The 15,200-nt window shown below is 60.4% G+C and carries 15 protein-coding genes; 8 read left to right on the plus strand and 7 right to left on the minus strand.

What is annotated here, in order from left to right; genetic code table 11:
• Nucleotides 1-2: 2 nt before the first annotated feature.
• Together ACYP2A_RS13505 and ACYP2A_RS13510 are read right to left on the minus strand one after the other, a co-directional pair.
• Nucleotides 3-824: an aldo/keto reductase gene (locus tag ACYP2A_RS13505; protein ID WP_459745602.1), complete on the minus strand. Its 822-nt coding sequence runs from the start codon at nt 822-824 to the stop codon at nt 3-5.
• Nucleotides 825-831: 7 nt separating this feature from the next.
• Nucleotides 832-2,058, minus strand: a complete 1,227-nt coding sequence (locus tag ACYP2A_RS13510) for an MFS transporter (RefSeq protein ID WP_459745603.1) — start codon at nt 2,056-2,058, stop codon at nt 832-834.
• Between the two features lie 230 nt (nt 2,059-2,288).
• Here ACYP2A_RS13510 and ACYP2A_RS13515 point away from each other — a divergent pair, with 230 nt between their 5' ends.
• The 6 genes from ACYP2A_RS13515 to ACYP2A_RS13540 all read left to right on the plus strand — a co-directional run bounded on the left by ACYP2A_RS13515 (nt 2,289) and on the right by ACYP2A_RS13540 (nt 7,921).
• Nucleotides 2,289-3,239, plus strand: coding sequence for a LysR family transcriptional regulator (locus ACYP2A_RS13515; protein WP_459745604.1), 951 nt, complete (start codon nt 2,289-2,291; stop codon nt 3,237-3,239).
• 31 nt (nt 3,240-3,270) lie between these two features.
• Entirely contained in the window at nt 3,271-3,693 is a 423-nt protein-coding gene (locus tag ACYP2A_RS13520; RefSeq protein ID WP_459745606.1) for a MarR family winged helix-turn-helix transcriptional regulator, read from the plus strand.
• A 48-nt stretch (nt 3,694-3,741) separates the two neighbouring features.
• Nucleotides 3,742-5,046 carry an MFS transporter gene (locus ACYP2A_RS13525; RefSeq protein ID WP_459745608.1) on the plus strand — a complete coding sequence of 435 codons (1,305 nt, stop codon included), beginning with the start codon at nt 3,742-3,744 and terminating at the stop codon, nt 5,044-5,046.
• A 105-nt stretch (nt 5,047-5,151) separates the two neighbouring features.
• Entirely contained in the window at nt 5,152-6,504 is a 1,353-nt protein-coding gene (locus ACYP2A_RS13530) for a D-serine ammonia-lyase (protein ID WP_459745609.1), read from the plus strand.
• Nucleotides 6,505-6,538: 34 nt separating this feature from the next.
• Complete coding sequence (gene dsdC / locus ACYP2A_RS13535; protein WP_459745611.1) at nt 6,539-7,465, plus strand: DNA-binding transcriptional regulator DsdC; 927 nt, start codon at nt 6,539-6,541, stop codon at nt 7,463-7,465.
• 36 nt (nt 7,466-7,501) lie between these two features.
• Nucleotides 7,502-7,921 carry a RidA family protein gene (locus ACYP2A_RS13540; protein ID WP_459745613.1) on the plus strand — a complete coding sequence of 140 codons (420 nt, stop codon included), beginning with the start codon at nt 7,502-7,504 and terminating at the stop codon, nt 7,919-7,921.
• 16 nt (nt 7,922-7,937) lie between these two features.
• Here ACYP2A_RS13540 and ACYP2A_RS13545 read toward each other — a convergent pair whose 3' ends face one another.
• Together ACYP2A_RS13545 and ACYP2A_RS13550 are read right to left on the minus strand one after the other, a co-directional pair.
• On the minus strand, nt 7,938-8,417 hold the full coding sequence (locus ACYP2A_RS13545; protein WP_459745614.1) for a hypothetical protein: 480 nt from the start codon (nt 8,415-8,417) through the stop codon (nt 7,938-7,940).
• A gap of 79 nt (nt 8,418-8,496) precedes the next feature.
• Nucleotides 8,497-8,733, minus strand: coding sequence for a hypothetical protein (locus ACYP2A_RS13550; RefSeq protein WP_459745616.1), 237 nt, complete (start codon nt 8,731-8,733; stop codon nt 8,497-8,499).
• A 300-nt stretch (nt 8,734-9,033) separates the two neighbouring features.
• Here ACYP2A_RS13550 and ACYP2A_RS13555 point away from each other — a divergent pair, with 300 nt between their 5' ends.
• Complete coding sequence (locus ACYP2A_RS13555) at nt 9,034-10,938, plus strand: hypothetical protein (protein ID WP_459745617.1); 1,905 nt, start codon at nt 9,034-9,036, stop codon at nt 10,936-10,938.
• A 4-nt stretch (nt 10,939-10,942) separates the two neighbouring features.
• On the opposite strand, the gene ACYP2A_RS13560 is transcribed toward ACYP2A_RS13555, so the two are convergent.
• Nucleotides 10,943-12,022, minus strand: a complete 1,080-nt coding sequence (locus ACYP2A_RS13560; protein WP_459745618.1) for a tartrate dehydrogenase — start codon at nt 12,020-12,022, stop codon at nt 10,943-10,945.
• A 97-nt stretch (nt 12,023-12,119) separates the two neighbouring features.
• On the opposite strand from ACYP2A_RS13560, the gene ACYP2A_RS13565 reads away from it, so the two are divergent.
• A complete protein-coding gene (locus ACYP2A_RS13565; RefSeq protein ID WP_459745620.1) occupies nt 12,120-13,067 on the plus strand; it encodes a LysR substrate-binding domain-containing protein in 948 nt (315 codons plus the stop codon).
• On the opposite strand, the gene ACYP2A_RS13570 is transcribed toward ACYP2A_RS13565, so the two are convergent.
• Complete coding sequence (locus ACYP2A_RS13570) at nt 13,042-13,962, minus strand: AEC family transporter (protein WP_459745621.1); 921 nt, start codon at nt 13,960-13,962, stop codon at nt 13,042-13,044. The two genes, ACYP2A_RS13565 and ACYP2A_RS13570, sit on opposite strands and share 26 nt — an antisense overlap.
• Nucleotides 13,959-15,125, minus strand: coding sequence for a pyridoxal phosphate-dependent aminotransferase (locus tag ACYP2A_RS13575; protein ID WP_459745623.1), 1,167 nt, complete (start codon nt 15,123-15,125; stop codon nt 13,959-13,961). Before ACYP2A_RS13575 ends, ACYP2A_RS13570 begins: the two co-directional genes overlap by 4 nt.
• Nucleotides 15,126-15,200 lie beyond the last annotated feature (75 nt).

The raw sequence follows: 15,200 nt of genomic DNA on the forward strand, positions 1-15,200 counted from the left end.
ACTCAGTTCAACGTCTCAGGATCCGGCCCCAAGCGCTCGCCGTTGTCGAGCGTCGCAATGGCTGCCAGGTCCTCGGCATCGAGCTGGAAATCGAACACCTGAACGTTTTCCCGAATCCGCGATTCGGTCACCGATTTGGGAATGGCGATCAGCCCCAGTTGCAGGTGCCAGCGAATGATCACCTGGGCGCTGCTACGGTTGTGCCGGGCGGCGATTTTCTTGATCACCGGGTTATCCAGCGCCTTGCCCTGGCCCAGCGGGCTCCACGATTGGGTGCGGATGCCCAGTTGTTCGTGAACGCGGCGCAGCTCGCGTTGCTGCAGCGACGGGTGCAGTTCGATCTGGTTCAACACCGGGGCGACGCCGGTTTCGTCGATCAGCCGTTGCAGGTGTTCAGCGGTGAAGTTCGACACACCGATGGAGCGCACCTTGCCTTGCTCCTGTGCTTTGATCAGCGCGCGCCAAGTGTCAACGTAGCGATCTTTGGCCGGCGTCGGCCAGTGGATCAGCAGCAGGTCGACATAGTCCAGTTGCAGGCGCGTCAGGCTTTGTTCCAGCGCCAGGCCTGCGGCCTCGAAGCCTTGATCGGCGTTCCAGACCTTGGTGGTGACGAACACCTGATCACGGTTGAGGCCGGCGTCGCGGATACCGGCCCCGACGCCTTCTTCGTTGCCGTAGATGGCTGCCGTGTCGATGTGCCGGTAGCCGATTTGCAAGGCCTGGTTGACGGCGGTGCGCGCCTGTTCCGGGCTGGCTTGCCAGACGCCAAGGCCCAGTTGCGGGATTTGTTTGCCGTCGGACAGGTCGATGATGGATTGGGTCATGAAAAGCTCACTTAGGGGTTGGGCAGGAAGGACCGAGACCTTCCTGGGTTTTTTGATGCCTGGTCAATTGCATTTTTTGCAACAGCACAGACAGCGTCATCATGCCGATGCCCAGTGTAGCGAGCAGACTGCCGACCCAACCGGTCGACGCCCAGCCCATGCCCATGGCGATGGAAGCACCACCCAGGCTGGCGCCCACGGCGTTGGAAATATTGAAGGCGCTGTGATTGAGGGCGGCGGCCAGGGTCTGCGCGCCGCCTGCAACGCTCATCAGTCGTACCTGCAAGGCGGGTACCAACGCAAAACCTGTACCGACCAGAAACAGCACAACCAGCGTTGCCATCGCTGAGCTGGCGAACACAGAAAACAAGGCCAGCACGACGACGTTCCAGCCCATGATCACAAAGATGGCACGCAGCAGGTTGCGGTCGGCCAGCCAGCCACCGACCAGATTGCCGACGATCATGCCGGCGCCCCAGACCGCCAGCACCATGGGCACTTGATCGACATTGAAGCCGCTGACCTCGGTCAGCGTCGGGGTAATGTAGCTGTACACCGCGAACATGCCGCCAAAGCCGATCGAGGCGGTGGCCAGGGTCAGCCAGATCTGTGGACGTTTCAGGCCGCCGAGTTCGGCTTCAGGGCTGGCCTGCGGGTCGGCCGGCATTGCGGGCACATAACGCCAGAACAACAGCAACGCGGTCAGGCCGGCCACACTCAGCGCGGCGAAGGTGGTTCGCCAGCCAGACAGGTGCCCGATCCAGGTCGCCAGCGGCACGCCGATCACGTTGGCGGCGGCCAGCCCGGCCATCACGTAGCCGGCGGCCTGGGCCTGACGCCCTTTGCCCGCCATAGCCGCCGCGACCAGGCAGGCCACGCCGTAATAGGCGCCGTGTGGCAAGCCGGCAACGAAACGTGCAGCCAGCAGACTGCTGTGACTGCTGGCCACTGCGCTGGCGGCATAGCCGAGCACGAACAGCACCAGCAAGGCGAGCAGCAGGGTCTTTCTCGGCCAGCGCGCGGCCAGAATGGCAATCAACGGCGCACCGACCACCACGCCAAGGGCGTAGGCGCTGATGTAGTTGCCTGCGCTGGGGATCGACACACCGGTACTGTGCGCAAGCTCGGGTAGCAGGCTCATCGACACAAACTCGCCGGTGCCGATGAACAGGCCGCCCAGCGCAAGGGTCAGGATCGCAGCGGTCGTGCCATGGGGCGGCGTGACAGCGCTCATCGCTGCGCACCCGTGTGCAGGGTTATTTCGGTGATTTCGGCCCACAGCCGTACAAAAACGAAGCAGCCCATTACATGGAACCCAGGATATTGAGGTTAAACACAGTGATCACTCGCAGAAAAATGGCGCCGTCAGGGCAATAGCGGCTCATGTTAATCTCTGCGCGCTGCCTGTTTGTTTAGCTTGATTCAACCGACTATTGAATATTACTCAACGCTGGAGATGCAGTTTTGCCGGTGCTTCCAACCACCAAATTGTCTCGCGCCGACCTGGCCGATCTGAATGCCTTTCTGGCCGTCGAAAATCACCGCAGCTTTTCCAGAGCTGCTGTCGAGCTGGGCGTTACCACCTCGGCGCTCAGTCACAGCGTGCGCAATCTGGAAAACCGTCTGGGTGTCAGGCTGCTCAACCGCACCAGCCGCACGGTTTCGCCGACCGATGCAGGCACCACCCTGGCCAAAGGGCTGGCCAGTGGTTTTCAAGAGATCGGCGCGGCGCTGGCCGAGGTCGACCGGCATCGCGACCGGCCTGCCGGGCGGTTGCGTATCAATGTGCTGGGCGATGGTGCGCGCTTGCTGTTCACCCGCTGGCTGCCGCGCTTTCTGGACGCTTATCCGGACATGTCGGTCGAGGTGGCGGTCGATGACCGCATCGTCGATATTCTCGCGGCCGGTTTCGACGCCGGAATCCGCTATGGCGGAACCATCGCTGAAGACTTGATTGCCGTGCCAATCAGTGACCGGCTGCGCTGGGTGGCCGCCGCCTCGCCGGACTATCTGAAGCGCACGCCACGCCTTGTCGTACCGGAAGACTTGAAACACCATAATTGCATCCAGATCCGTACTGGCTACGGGCTGATTTACCGCTGGGACTTCGAGAAGGCCGGCGAGCACCGGGCCATTGAGGTGCCTGGCCAGTTGTGCGTCAACGAAACCCAGCTTGGTATCGAGATGGCGCTGGCAGGACGCGGCATCACCTACTGCCTTGAAGCACGAATCAGCGATTACCTGCAACGCGGCCAGTTGCAAGTAGTGCTGCCGGACTGGGCACCGACCGAACCACCGTTTTTGCTCTATTACCCAGGCCGTCGACAGATGCCGCCGGGCTTGCGTGAGCTGATCGATATTCTGCGCAGCGATTGTGCGAGCTGGCAGGATGGGGCGAAGTCATATCGATCTTGACATCTGTGTAATTGCACATATGATTCAGCCCATGAATACACCTCAAGCTACCGGGCTCTGCCACTGTCATGCCGTCAGGCGCCATGCGCGTTTCCTGACCCGGCTGTACGACCGGCATTTGTCTGTCGCCAACCTCTCGATCTCGCAGTTCTCCATCCTGGTGCAGGTCAGCAGGAACCCGGACATCGCCATTGCCGAACTGGCCGAGGCGATGGTCATGGAAAGAACCACGCTGGTCCGGGCGCTCAAGCCGTTGCAGGCCGAGGGATTGATTCACAGCCGCGCCGAAGGACCGCGTGCCGCGCTGCGGCTGTCGCTGTCGGAGCAGGGGGGGCTCAAGGTCAAAGAGGCCCGGCCGTTCTGGCTGGCGGCGCAGCAGGAGTACGAAGACCTTGTGGGCGCGGAACGTGCCGTTTCGATTCGTGAGTCGTTGCAGGTTTCGGCCGTCGATTGATTTTTTTGCTTTTAACTGTGCAATTACACACATAATGGAACCGTCATCATGCTCTCGACCGCTCTGGCGACCTCACTGGCCCGCCGCAAGATCCACTACAGTTGGGTCGCCCTGACCGTTACCTTCCTGACCATGCTGGTAATGGCCGGTGCCATCGGCGCGCCGGGCGTGTTGATCACACCGCTGCGCATGGAGTTCGGCTGGGACACCGCCGATATCTCGGCCGCGCTGGCGCTGCGCTTTGCCTTGTTCGGGCTGATCGGGCCGTTCGCGGCGGTGTTCATGAATTACTACGGCGTGCGCCGGGTCATGCTGACGGCGCTGGGCATCGTCGCCACCGGGTTGGGGTTGTCGCTATTCATGACCCAGTTCTGGCAATTGGTGGTGCTCTGGGGGCTGCTGGTCGGTTTCGGCACCGGGCTGACCGCCATGGTGCTCGGCGCCACGGTCGCCACGCGCTGGTTCAGCCAGCGACGCGGGCTGGCGCTAGGACTGCTGGCGGCCAGCTCGGCCACCGGGCAACTGGTGTTCATGCCCATCATGGCTGGCCTGACCGAGGCGTACGGCTGGCGCGTGGCGCTGGGTTACATCGGTGTAGCGATTGCGCTGGTGGCGCTGGCGGTGTTTCTGCTGATGCGCAATCACCCCGCCGATCTTGATCTGCCGGCCTACGGCGGCGAAAAGCCTGAGCCTCCCACCGCGCGTACCGCGAGCATGGCGCAGATGCTGGCCAGCCCGCTCAAGGTGCTGGTCGAGGTCAGTTTCAGCTGGACCTTCTGGGTGCTGTTCCTGACGTTTTTCATCTGCGGCGCCAGCACCAACGGTCTGATCCAGACCCACTTCGTCAGCCTGTGCGGCGACTACGGCATCGTCGCGACCACCGCCGCCGGGGTGCTGGCGATGATGGGCATCTTCGACTTCATCGGCACCGTGGGCTCCGGCTGGCTTTCGGACCGCTTTGATAACCGCTGGCTGCTGTTCTGGTATTACGGGTTGCGCGGCGTTGCCCTGATGTTGCTGCCGTTTTCGGACTTCACCCTGTTCGGCCTGTCGATCTTTGCCTTGCTGTACGGCCTGGACTGGATCGCCACCGTGCCACCCACCGTCAAACTGACCGCGCAGCGGTTTGGGCCGGAACGCGCCAATATCGTCTTCGGCTGGATCTTTGCCGGCCACCAGTTGGGGGCGGCGTGTGCGGCCTACGGCGCTGGCTGGACACGGACGAATCTGGCGACTTACCTGCCCGCGTTCTTTGTTGCGGGGCTGTTGTGCCTGATCGCGGCATTGCTGGTGTTGTCGATCACGCCGGCACCTGCGGCGGCTGCGGCAAAGCCGGTGGCGCAGCCGGCGTGAAGGATACGTGAACAGGCGTCATCCATCGCCTGACGAATGATCGTTTGTGAACGTGAAAAGCTTGAACTCTAATCCATGCACACGTTCTCGCGACAGGTCGTTCATATGCTCCACGGCAAAACACTCGACGCCTGGTATCAAAGCCACCCGATTATCCAGGACCTGGTTTCATTGCAGGAAACCACCTGGTTCAACCCGGCGATTGCGCCGGTCTCACAGGCACTGGCCGATGTTGGTCTCACAGCCGACGATGTCAAAGCAGCCAGTGAACGCCTGCGCCGCTTCGCGCCTTACATCGCCAAGGTGTCCCCGGAAACAGCGGCAGCGGGCGGCATCATCGAGTCCGGGATTGTTCCACTAAAAGCGTTGCAGCAACGGCTGTTGAGTGAAGCCGGTATGACCAATAGCGGTTCGCTGTGGCTGAAAAAAGACAGCGAGTTGCCGATCTCCGGTTCGATCAAGGCGCGTGGCGGTATTCACGAGGTGCTCAAGCATGCTGAAGATTTGGCGCTGCACGCCGGGTTGATCACGCTGGATGACAACTATGAAGTGTTGGCCAGTGATAGCGCACGGGCGTTTTTCAGTCGCTACAAGATTGCTGTGGGTTCTACCGGCAACCTTGGCTTATCCATCGGCATCATGAGTGCAACATTGGGGTTTCAGGCCACGGTGCATATGTCCGCCGATGCCCGCCAGTGGAAGAAGGACAAATTGCGCGCCAGTGGCGTGACGGTTGTCGAGTACGAGTCCGACTACAGCGTGGCGGTCGAAAACGGTCGCTTGCAGGCACTCAGCGATCCGGCGTGTTACTTCATCGACGATGAAAACTCGCCGCACTTGTTTCTGGGCTATGCCGTCGCCGCCGAACGTCTGGCTGTGCAGTTCGAGCAGGCCAACGTTAAGGTGGACGTCGATCATCCACTGTTCGTTTATCTGCCCTGCGGTGTCGGCGGCGGTCCAGGCGGTGTGGCGTTTGGCTTGAAGCTCGCGTTTGGCGATGCGGTGCATTGTGTCTTTGCCGAACCGACCCATTCGCCGTGCATGCTGCTCGGGGTCTATACCGGTTTGCATGACGAGGTGAGTGTTCAGGAGTTTGGCATCGACAACGTCACCGCTGCCGATGGCCTGGCCGTAGGGCGCCCCTCCGGTTTCGTCGGGCGGGCCATGCAACGGCTTATCGATGGTTATTACACCGTCACGGACGAAGAGCTTTATCGCCTGATGTTTCTGGCCCATGAACTTGAGCAGGTAAAACTGGAGCCTTCAGCACTGGCCGGTGCGCCGGGTATCGTGCGGGTGCTTGGCAACGAGGCGTATCTGCAACGCATGGGTATTTCGGCGGCCCGGTTGGCCAATGCCACACACCTGATCTGGGGAACCGGCGGCAGCATGGTGCCTGTGGCAGAGTTCGCGGACTACCTTGAAAAGGGTCGTGTGCTGCAACATCCTGCGCACTGACCCGAACGCACAACCATACAACAGGAGTGCAGTCATGCCCGCATCGGCGCCCAGGCTTAATGGTGCGCATCTGTCCAATCTGCATACGTTTCTAGTGGCCGCCCGGCACTTGAGCTTCGCCCGCGCCGCCGATGAGTTATGCCTGACCGCCAGTGCGGTCAGTCACCGGATCGCGCGCCTGGAAGAGGAACTGTCGCTCAAACTGTTCCATCGGCTGCCGCGAAAAGTCGAACTCACCGACGATGGCGAGCGGATTTTCAAGGTCATGCAGCAGACCATGGATACGCTGTCGGAGGCGGTACAAGAACGTTCGCATGCGCAGATCGAAGGGCAGTTGAGCTTTTACGTCAGGCCTTCGGTCGCGCAAGGCTGGCTGGTGCCAAGACTGGCCGATTTCACGGCGCGTTATCCCGCCATTCAACTCGATATTCGTGTCGGTAACGAGCCGATTGACTTCCGGACCCGGCGCATCGACCTGATGCTGTGCTATTCCAATGGCGACTATCCGGGGCTTGCAAGCCTGCGCCTGATGCCGGAGAGAATCGCACCGGTGTGCAGCCCGCAGTATGCCGAGGCACACGGCCTGATGGCGCATCCCGAATGTCTGCCGCACTGCACGGTGCTGCATGACGTTGCCGCGTGGGAAAACATGGCGTTCGATGCCGAATGGCGCTCATGGCTGGAAGCGGTAGGCACTGCCCGTGAACTGCCGGCCCGCTTCATGACCTTCGACCGCTCCGACCTGAGCACACTGGCAGCGATCAATCATGCCGGCGTGGCGATAGGGCGCGAGCAACTGGTTCGCCGGCACATCGACAGCGGCGAACTGGTGCTGCCGTTCGGTGGCTTCAGGGAAGTGACCGGCCACGGTTACTACCTGGTTCATCCGCCGCACGCAACATTGCCCCGGCGGCTACAGGTGCTGATTGAATGGCTGGTTGAACAGGCGGGCATGGGATAGGTTGCTTGTCCGATCAATCGTTGAGCTTCAACAACCATGAGCGACCGTCAGATTATCGTCCCGGACAGCATGAAATTACTCGCCGAGCGTGCCGGCTACGCGCCCGCCATTAAGGTCGGCACCACACTCTATTGCGCAGGGCAGGTAGGTCGCACGCCCGAACTCCACGTGATCGAAGACCCCGAACAGCAATTTTTCGCTGCCTGGGAAAACCTGCGCGTTGTCCTGCAAGCGGGCGGTTGCAGTTTTGAAAATGTGGTGGATATGACGACCTATCACATCGACCTGCAACGCCATATGCCGCTGTTCAGAATCGTCAAGGATAAGGTCTTTCCCCGAAACACGTGCGCATGGACATGCATTGGCGTCAGCGAGCTGGCAAGACCGGGTTTGCTGGTGGAGATCAAATGTGTGGCGGTGCGCAATGTCGTGAATGATGACTTGCTGGGGTTGTAATGAAACTGTGTTCGATTTATTGACTGCCGTCATACACCTCGCGCATGTTATGCAGCGCCTTGAATGACGCCGCGAAGATTTGCTCCTGCGTCCAGTGGCGCGTTAACCAGATGCTTAGTGAAGCATTTGAAAGTTGCCACCACGTGTTGGAAGGCCTCGCCTCCAGAGTGTGTAAATAATCGCGAGTGATCCAATGCACAACTCTGTCGCCACCAAGGCTTTGCTTAAGGTTGGCCACGTCGTCCGTGTTAGCCATCATGTAAAAGAGGTAGACGTAGCTGTAGGGATTGCGCTTTTCAATGACCGGTTCGCCCGGGCTTTTGGTAAGCCGCCATACCCAGTCCCGCTGCGCAGTTGACAGCACCTCGGTCGGCGGTTCGGGAAGGCGCGAAATACCGTGTAAACCCACCCAATAAATCATCATGGGCGAGAGCAGCACCAACACAACAAGCGCCAGCACAATACCGCCCAGCCAGTAGCAGAAACGACGAAGCATCAGAGACATCCTTTGCAGCCTTGGAACTAGTGTCAGGCAGGCCACAAAGAGCAGCGCTGCATTTTAAACCAGTCGGTCATTATTTGTCGCGAATCGCCGCGAGAATACTTTGGCAGTCCGATTCATACCCGCGTAACGGCAGCCTCTGCAGCCGCTTGCTCAGCGCCTTCACCGTGGCCGCATCCTGTGAGGCGGCAGCGTTTTGTACATCGCCAGACACATCGAGCAGTACCTGAGCGTAGCAATCGTGTACGGAAAACGAATTCAACATACCGCCCAGATAAAAGGCCGCTGCGCACAGCAATGCTATCGACACGCCTAGTACTGCCTGGTACTGCCGCTTTTATCCAGCGAGTGAAAACCATTCCTTTGATCCTTGTGTGTTCTTATGAATGCCTACAAGGACGTACCAGCTCCGCCAATTTTCATAACGTGCGCTATCCGACAAAAACCACCAAAGCCCTGTATTGGTTGAATACAACCGATGTGGCTATGTGCAATCATTGCTGATTCCTGGCGTTAACCAATCCTCATCGTCCTTTGCCGTCGTCGTCCCCTTTCTGGATGCCGACCACGAGCGGGCGTCCTTCGGCTTTTTTTCCGGATTTACCTGTCTATGGGCCTGTTTGCTACAGCGCGCACTTTTCGATTCAAACCCTTTGCCGGCGTGTCTGGCGCCTGCCTGTTGCTCGCCGGGTGCGCCGGAGGCGGTGCGTCGATTCCAACCCATATTCCGGACGGGCAGAACTTCCATCGTTATCAAACCGACTTCAGCGCCTTTGAATACACGGGGGCGTGGAAAAACAGCTCCCCCAATGGCCAGGGTGTGGGGCGTGACTATGACAGCACTGGAAAACTCATCGCGTCGTGCAAGGGCGATTTCACCACGCCTTATCCGGCATCCCTGGCCGGCAAGGGGGAAATCTACCGACCCGATGGCAGTGTGTTGTTTCAAGGCGATCTGATCGGCTCGTTGATCATGGGCAGCGGCTGCATGGCCGGCTCTAGCGGTGTGTACACCTCGCCCACCGGCTGGACGGTGCGCAGTGACAAGTTCGTGATGGTGTCCTTCACGGCTGGCGTGTCGCTGCTGCCGGGCGGCACCTGCACATTGGGCGATCCGCAGGGCAAAACCTGGACGGGGGTGTGCAACCTGCCGACGCGTTCAAAGCACGTGAACATCACTTACGACGGCTACAAATACAACTTGCCAGGGCTGGAGGCGTATCCCACCGTCATCCGCTTTGTCGCCGCCGGCATTGTCAATTTCACCCTGGCCAATGGTCCGGGAGTGATGCGCATGGCCAACGGCGAGCAGATCGAGGGCACGTTTGATCAGGGGCAACCGGACGACGGGCCGGTGAAAATCACCTCGCCCGACGGCAAGGTGTCGGTGGCGCAGGTTCGTGATGGTCAGCTTGGGGCCAGGCATCTGGCGGCGTCGCAGGTGGCCAACAGTGGCCAGGCCTGTGGTTTTGCCGGCTGGCGGATTGTCAGTGGCCGCTGCGAGCAGAACACCTGGTCGGGCGAGGTGGACGCTTACGACGCGACTGGGCAGGAGCGCATCACCGGTACTTTTGAGAAAGGTGTGCCCAGCGGCATCGTCAGTTGGGCACGGTTCGATTCAAACCTGGAAGTGAAGGGCAACATGATCGCCCGCGACGGCGCACTGGGCTTTACGCAAGCCAAAGTCAGTGTCGGCGGCGCGTTGGTGTATGAAGGCGAGATGAGTGGTTTTGCCCCCAACGGTAACGGCATCTGCACTGTCAACGGCAGCCGCGAGCGCTGTGAATACCTGACCGGCGAACGGGTCGATGCGCTGTACAAGACCCGACTGGAAAACGACCGTCTGCGCAGTGACATTGCTGCCAGCCAGCAACAGCAGGCGCAACAGGCTCAACAATTGGCCCGCCAGCAAGCGGCCGCTCAACGTCAGCAACAGGCTCAGGCCGAAGCGGGCAGCGGCGACCTGTTTGGCAAGGTGGTAGCGATCGGCATTGGTGCGGGGGCGGTGAGTTCGGTGTCGGGTGTTTCCAGCACCATTCGCAACCAGATGATCACCGGCATGGCCGCCGACATTCTCACCGACGGCAAGGCCAACGGCATCGCCACGGCGCAGCACAATCTGCAAGGCGCGAGCATGGGCAATCAGGCCGGGCTCAAGGGCAGTTCTGCGGTAGGTAGCCGCAACGAGGCCGATGCCTTGAACCAAAGCCTGAAGAACATGGCCGGCATGGGCGTTGCCAACGGTGCCGCCCAGGCCCAGCGCAGCAAGGAACTGGACGACATCGTACGCAAGGTGGCCGCCGACGGTGGCATGAAGACCCAAGAGTTCAGCTACCGGTGTGGCCCGGACGAGCCGGCCAAGAGCGTCAGCGTGCCCTACAAGACCGAGGCGTGCCGGGTTGCCAAGCAAAACTGGTTCAACGTCTATGCCTGTAACGATGTCGAAAACATGAGCAAGGCTAACCAGTTATGCCAGCAGGGCTGTGGCAGCCCGAGTTGCGAAGAGGCGCCCTGACGGCTTATCCGTTCAGTGCCACAACGCGTGCAATGGCATCACCCACCGCCTGGGTCGAGGCCTTGCCGCCAAGGTCCGGCGTGACCTCACCACTAGCGATCACCTGTTCGATAGCCGCCAGAATATCGTCATGGGCGCCACGGCAACCGAGGAAGTCGAGCATCATCGCGCCCGACCAGATCATCGCGATCGGGTTGGCGATGTTGCGCCCGGCGATGTCCGGGGCCGAGCCGTGCACCGGTTCGAACAGTGACGGAAAGGTGCGCTCCGGGTTGAGGTTGGCCGAGGGCGCGATGCCGATGGTGCCGGTGCACGCCGGGCCCAGGTCGCTGAGGATGTCGCCGAACAGGTTGGAAGCCACTACCACGTCGAAGCGCTCAGGTTGCAGCACAAAGCGTGCGCAGAGAATGTCGATGTGCTGCTTGTCCCAACTGATGTGCGGATACTGCGCGGCCATGGCTTCGGTGCGTTTGTCCCAGTACGGCATGCTGATCGCCATGCCGTTGGATTTGGTCGCCGAGGTCACGTGCTGGCGCGGACGGGTGCTGGCCAGCTCGAAAGCGTACTTGAGGATGCGGTCCACACCGCGACGGGTGAACACCGACTCTTGCAGCACCAGTTCGTGTTCAGTGTTCTCGAACATGATGCCGCCCACCGAGGAGTATTCGCCTTCGGTGTTCTCGCGCACCACCATGAAGTCGATGTCGCCCGGCTTGCGACCGGCCAGCGGGCAGGGCACGCCAGGGAACAGGCGCACCGGGCGCAGGTTTACGTACTGGTCGAACTCGCGACGAAACTTGAGCAGCGAGCCCCACAGCGAGATGTGATCGGGCACCTTGTCGGGCCAGCCCACGGCGCCGAAAAAGATCGCGTCGAAGCTGGAGAGTTGCTCGCGCCAGTTGTCCGGCATCATTTGCCCGTGCGCGAGGTAGTAGTCGCAACTGGCCCATTCAAAGTATTCGAAACTTATGTCCACGCCATGGCGCTCGGCAGCGGCCTGCACCACGCGCACGCCTTCGGGCAGTACTTCCAGGCCGATACCGTCGCCGGCGATGGCGGCAATGCGCAGGGTTTTATTATTCATGGTGGCGTCTCCGGGTTCAGGTTGAGGTGAACAGGATGCTATAAGGCTTACGATTGGAAGATAATTAGCGGCTTTATGAATTACAGGATCACGAACTGTGAATAATCTGCCCAGCCTGGATGACCTCAATGTCTTTGTGCATGTGGCGCGGCGTTCCAGTTTTGTCGCCGCCGCCAATGAGTTGGGCATGTCGGCGGCCTATATCAGTAAGCGCATCAAGTTGCTGGAGCAGGGCATGGGCGTGCAGTTGTTGCATCGTTCGACCCGCCAGGTGTCGATTACCGAGGATGGCGAGCGGGTCTACGACTGGGCCAGGAACATTCTGGAGTCGGTGCAGCAGATGGGCGATGAGGTCGCCGCGTTGCACGGTGAACCCAGCGGTGTATTGCGCGTGGTCAGCAGCCAGGGTTTCGGCCGGCGTTTTGTGGCGCCGGCGTTGTCGGCGCTGGCGGTCCGTTACCCACAGCTGGATATCCGCCTGGATATTCAGGACCGGCTGGTGGACCTGCTCGACGAAGGCGTCGATCTCGACATCCGCGTCGGTAACGAGATCTCGCCGCACTTGCGCGCCCGGCACCTGGCGTCCAACTGGCGGGTGCTGTGTGCCAGCCCCGAGTACCTGCAACGCCGCGGTACGCCGGCCCACCTGGCAGAACTGAGCAGCCACGACTGCCTGCTGATCAAGGAGCGCGACCGGCCGTTCGGCATCTGGCATCTGGAAGGCCCGCAGGGCCAGGAAACCGTGAAGGTGACCGGCAGCCTGTCCACCAACCACGGCGAAATCGCCCGCCAGTGGTGCCTCGACGGGCGCGGCGTGCTGTTGCGTTCACGCTGGGATGTGCAGGCCGACCTGGCCGCAGGCCGGCTGGTGCAGGTGCTTGCCGGTTACCGGCAGGACGCCGATATCTGGGCGGTGTACACCTCGCCCTTGATCAACTCGGCCAAGGTGCGAGTGACGGTGGAGTTCATGCGCGAGTATCTGGCGCAGCACCTTGAGAATCAGCATCAGGCTGTCGATGCTAAAGACCCAGTGCAAACACCATGATGACGGGCAATACCACCGCTGCCGACACGGTTTGAACGGCAATGATATTGGCCATCAACAAGGCATCGCCGCCCATTTGCCTGGCCATGATGTAAGACGAAGAAGCGGTGGGCAGTGCCTGGAAAATCACGGCCACGGCGGCGGCTTCACCGCCAAACCCCGATGCGCGGCAGGCGGCATAGGTCATGGCCGGCATGAGCAGAAACTTGAACAGCGATGCGCCGGCAATCGGTTTGATGTGCAGCCCGAGCGATTGCAGGTTCAAGGCGGCGCCGACGCACAGTAATCCCAATGGCAGTGCGGCGTGCCCCAATGACTCGATCATGGGCGACAGATAAACCGGCAACGCCCAGCCAGTGAGTCGAAACACCACGCCGAACAGGCAGGACAACAACAGGGGATTGGTCAGGATCGACTTGATCAGGCTGTTGAAGGCTTTATCGCCCGTTGCACATTTGGCAAATACCACTACACACAGAATGTTCACGGTGGGAACGATAATGGCATTGGCCACTGCCGCCATTGCCACGCCCGAGCTGCCAAACAGCCCAGCCGCTACCGTAACGCCAATAAAGTTGTTGAAGCGGATACCGCCTTGAAAGACCGAGGTAAAGGCTGGGCCCTGCGCAATGGTTCGCAGGCCCAGGAGGTACAGGATGGCGGCGCAGACCAGGGTCGAAGCCAGTAATACTCCAGCCATCTCTTTTATGGGCACTGTTTTCAGGTCGGCGGTGGCCATGCTGTAAAAGAACAAGGCGGGAAGAAACAGGTAATAGCCCAGGCGTTCCGCGCCCTGCCAGTAATTGTCGGGCACCAGGCGTTTGTTCTTGATCAGCCCTCCGAGCGCAATCAGTAACATGATCGGGAAAAGGGTCGAGAGCACCAGAGCGATCATGGCCGGATTGCTCCCAGGCAATCCTTGATGCGCTTGCAGCCCTCGATCAGCGCAGTTTTCTCTGTCGCAAAAGACAAGCGCAGTGCGTTTTGCACGCCAAAGGCCGATCCTGGTACCACGGCCACGCCATAGTCATGAAGCAACCGATGCGCCACGGCATCGCCATCGCTGTGGGCACCCGTCAGGCTTGGGAAAAGGTAAAAGGCGCCCTGAGGCTTATTGATCGTCAGCCCGCTCGATGACCGCAGTACCGATAATGCGGCGTCCCGTCGGTCGCGATAAATCTCGTTGCGTTCGCGCAAGCACTGTTGCGGGCCCTGTAACGCAGCCACAGCGGCAATCTGGCTCAGGGTTGAGGTTTGCGTGCAGTTCTGGGACTGCACGGCATTTATCCGCTCGATCAGGTGCCGGGGGCCTGCGCCCCAGCCGACTCGCCAGCCAGTCATGGCGTAGGCTTTCGAGACGCCGTCCACTGTCAGTGTTCGCTCCTTGAGCGGCGGCACGACACTCAGCAGAGTGCGCAAGGGTTGGCCGTTATCCTGGAAGTGGATATGCGCATAAATATCGTCTGACATGATCATGACGTGCGGGTGTTTGAGCAGCACCGCGCCCAGTGCCTCAAGATCCTCGACGCTGTAGGTCACCCCGCTCGGGTTGCCGGGCGCATTGATGATCAGCCAGCGGGTTCGTTCGGTGATCGCCGCTTCAAGTTGCCCTGCCGTCAGGCGAAACCCTTGCGCCTGACGGCAGGGCACAATGACGGGCCGGCCACCGCAGGCATTGACCATGTCGGGATAGGAAGCCCAGTAGGGCGTGGGGATGACCACTTCGTCTGCGTGCCCGATCGTGGCCAGGAAGGCGTTGAAAATGATCTGTTTCGCACCGCAACCGACAGCAATCTGGTTCGCGTCATAGCGTATACCCCGGTCGCGCTCAAAAGCATCAACGATAGCGTTACGCAGTTCCGGTAAACCGTTGGCGGGCGAATAGCCCAGCTTTCGTGTCTGTAGCGCGGCATGAGCGGCCTGCATGACATGCGCGGGGGGATTGAAATTCGGCTCTCCCAGAGTCAGGTCGATAATGTCGTGTCCGGCAGCCTTCAGCTCGGCTGCGCGCCTGGCCATGGCCAGAATAGGGGAGGGTGAAGCAAGTGCAATGCTCATCGGGAGGACCTTGTCTGGAGGGTGCAGACAAAGTAATGAACGTCTTTAATAAATAAAAACGAGGTGTTTTAACCG

The organism is Pseudomonas sp. 3A(2025) (genome assembly GCF_054589175.1).

What these genes read in the sequence shown, in the direction of transcription:
- ACYP2A_RS13575 (WP_459745623.1), bottom strand. Translation starts at nt 15,125, where the DNA reads ATGAGCATTGCACTTGCTTCACCCTCCCCTATTCTGGCCATGGCCAGG.
- ACYP2A_RS13530 (WP_459745609.1), top strand. Translation starts at nt 5,152, where the DNA reads ATGCTCCACGGCAAAACACTCGACGCCTGGTATCAAAGCCACCCGATT.
- ACYP2A_RS13525 (WP_459745608.1), top strand. Translation starts at nt 3,742, where the DNA reads ATGCTCTCGACCGCTCTGGCGACCTCACTGGCCCGCCGCAAGATCCAC.
- ACYP2A_RS13540 (WP_459745613.1), top strand. Translation starts at nt 7,502, where the DNA reads ATGAGCGACCGTCAGATTATCGTCCCGGACAGCATGAAATTACTCGCC.
- ACYP2A_RS13520 (WP_459745606.1), top strand. Translation starts at nt 3,271, where the DNA reads ATGAATACACCTCAAGCTACCGGGCTCTGCCACTGTCATGCCGTCAGG.
- ACYP2A_RS13545 (WP_459745614.1), bottom strand. Translation starts at nt 8,417, where the DNA reads ATGCTTCGTCGTTTCTGCTACTGGCTGGGCGGTATTGTGCTGGCGCTT.
- ACYP2A_RS13510 (WP_459745603.1), bottom strand. Translation starts at nt 2,058, where the DNA reads ATGAGCGCTGTCACGCCGCCCCATGGCACGACCGCTGCGATCCTGACC.
- ACYP2A_RS13505 (WP_459745602.1), bottom strand. Translation starts at nt 824, where the DNA reads ATGACCCAATCCATCATCGACCTGTCCGACGGCAAACAAATCCCGCAA.
- ACYP2A_RS13560 (WP_459745618.1), bottom strand. Translation starts at nt 12,022, where the DNA reads ATGAATAATAAAACCCTGCGCATTGCCGCCATCGCCGGCGACGGTATC.
- ACYP2A_RS13555 (WP_459745617.1), top strand. Translation starts at nt 9,034, where the DNA reads ATGGGCCTGTTTGCTACAGCGCGCACTTTTCGATTCAAACCCTTTGCC.
- ACYP2A_RS13570 (WP_459745621.1), bottom strand. Translation starts at nt 13,962, where the DNA reads ATGATCGCTCTGGTGCTCTCGACCCTTTTCCCGATCATGTTACTGATT.
- dsdC (WP_459745611.1), top strand. Translation starts at nt 6,539, where the DNA reads ATGCCCGCATCGGCGCCCAGGCTTAATGGTGCGCATCTGTCCAATCTG.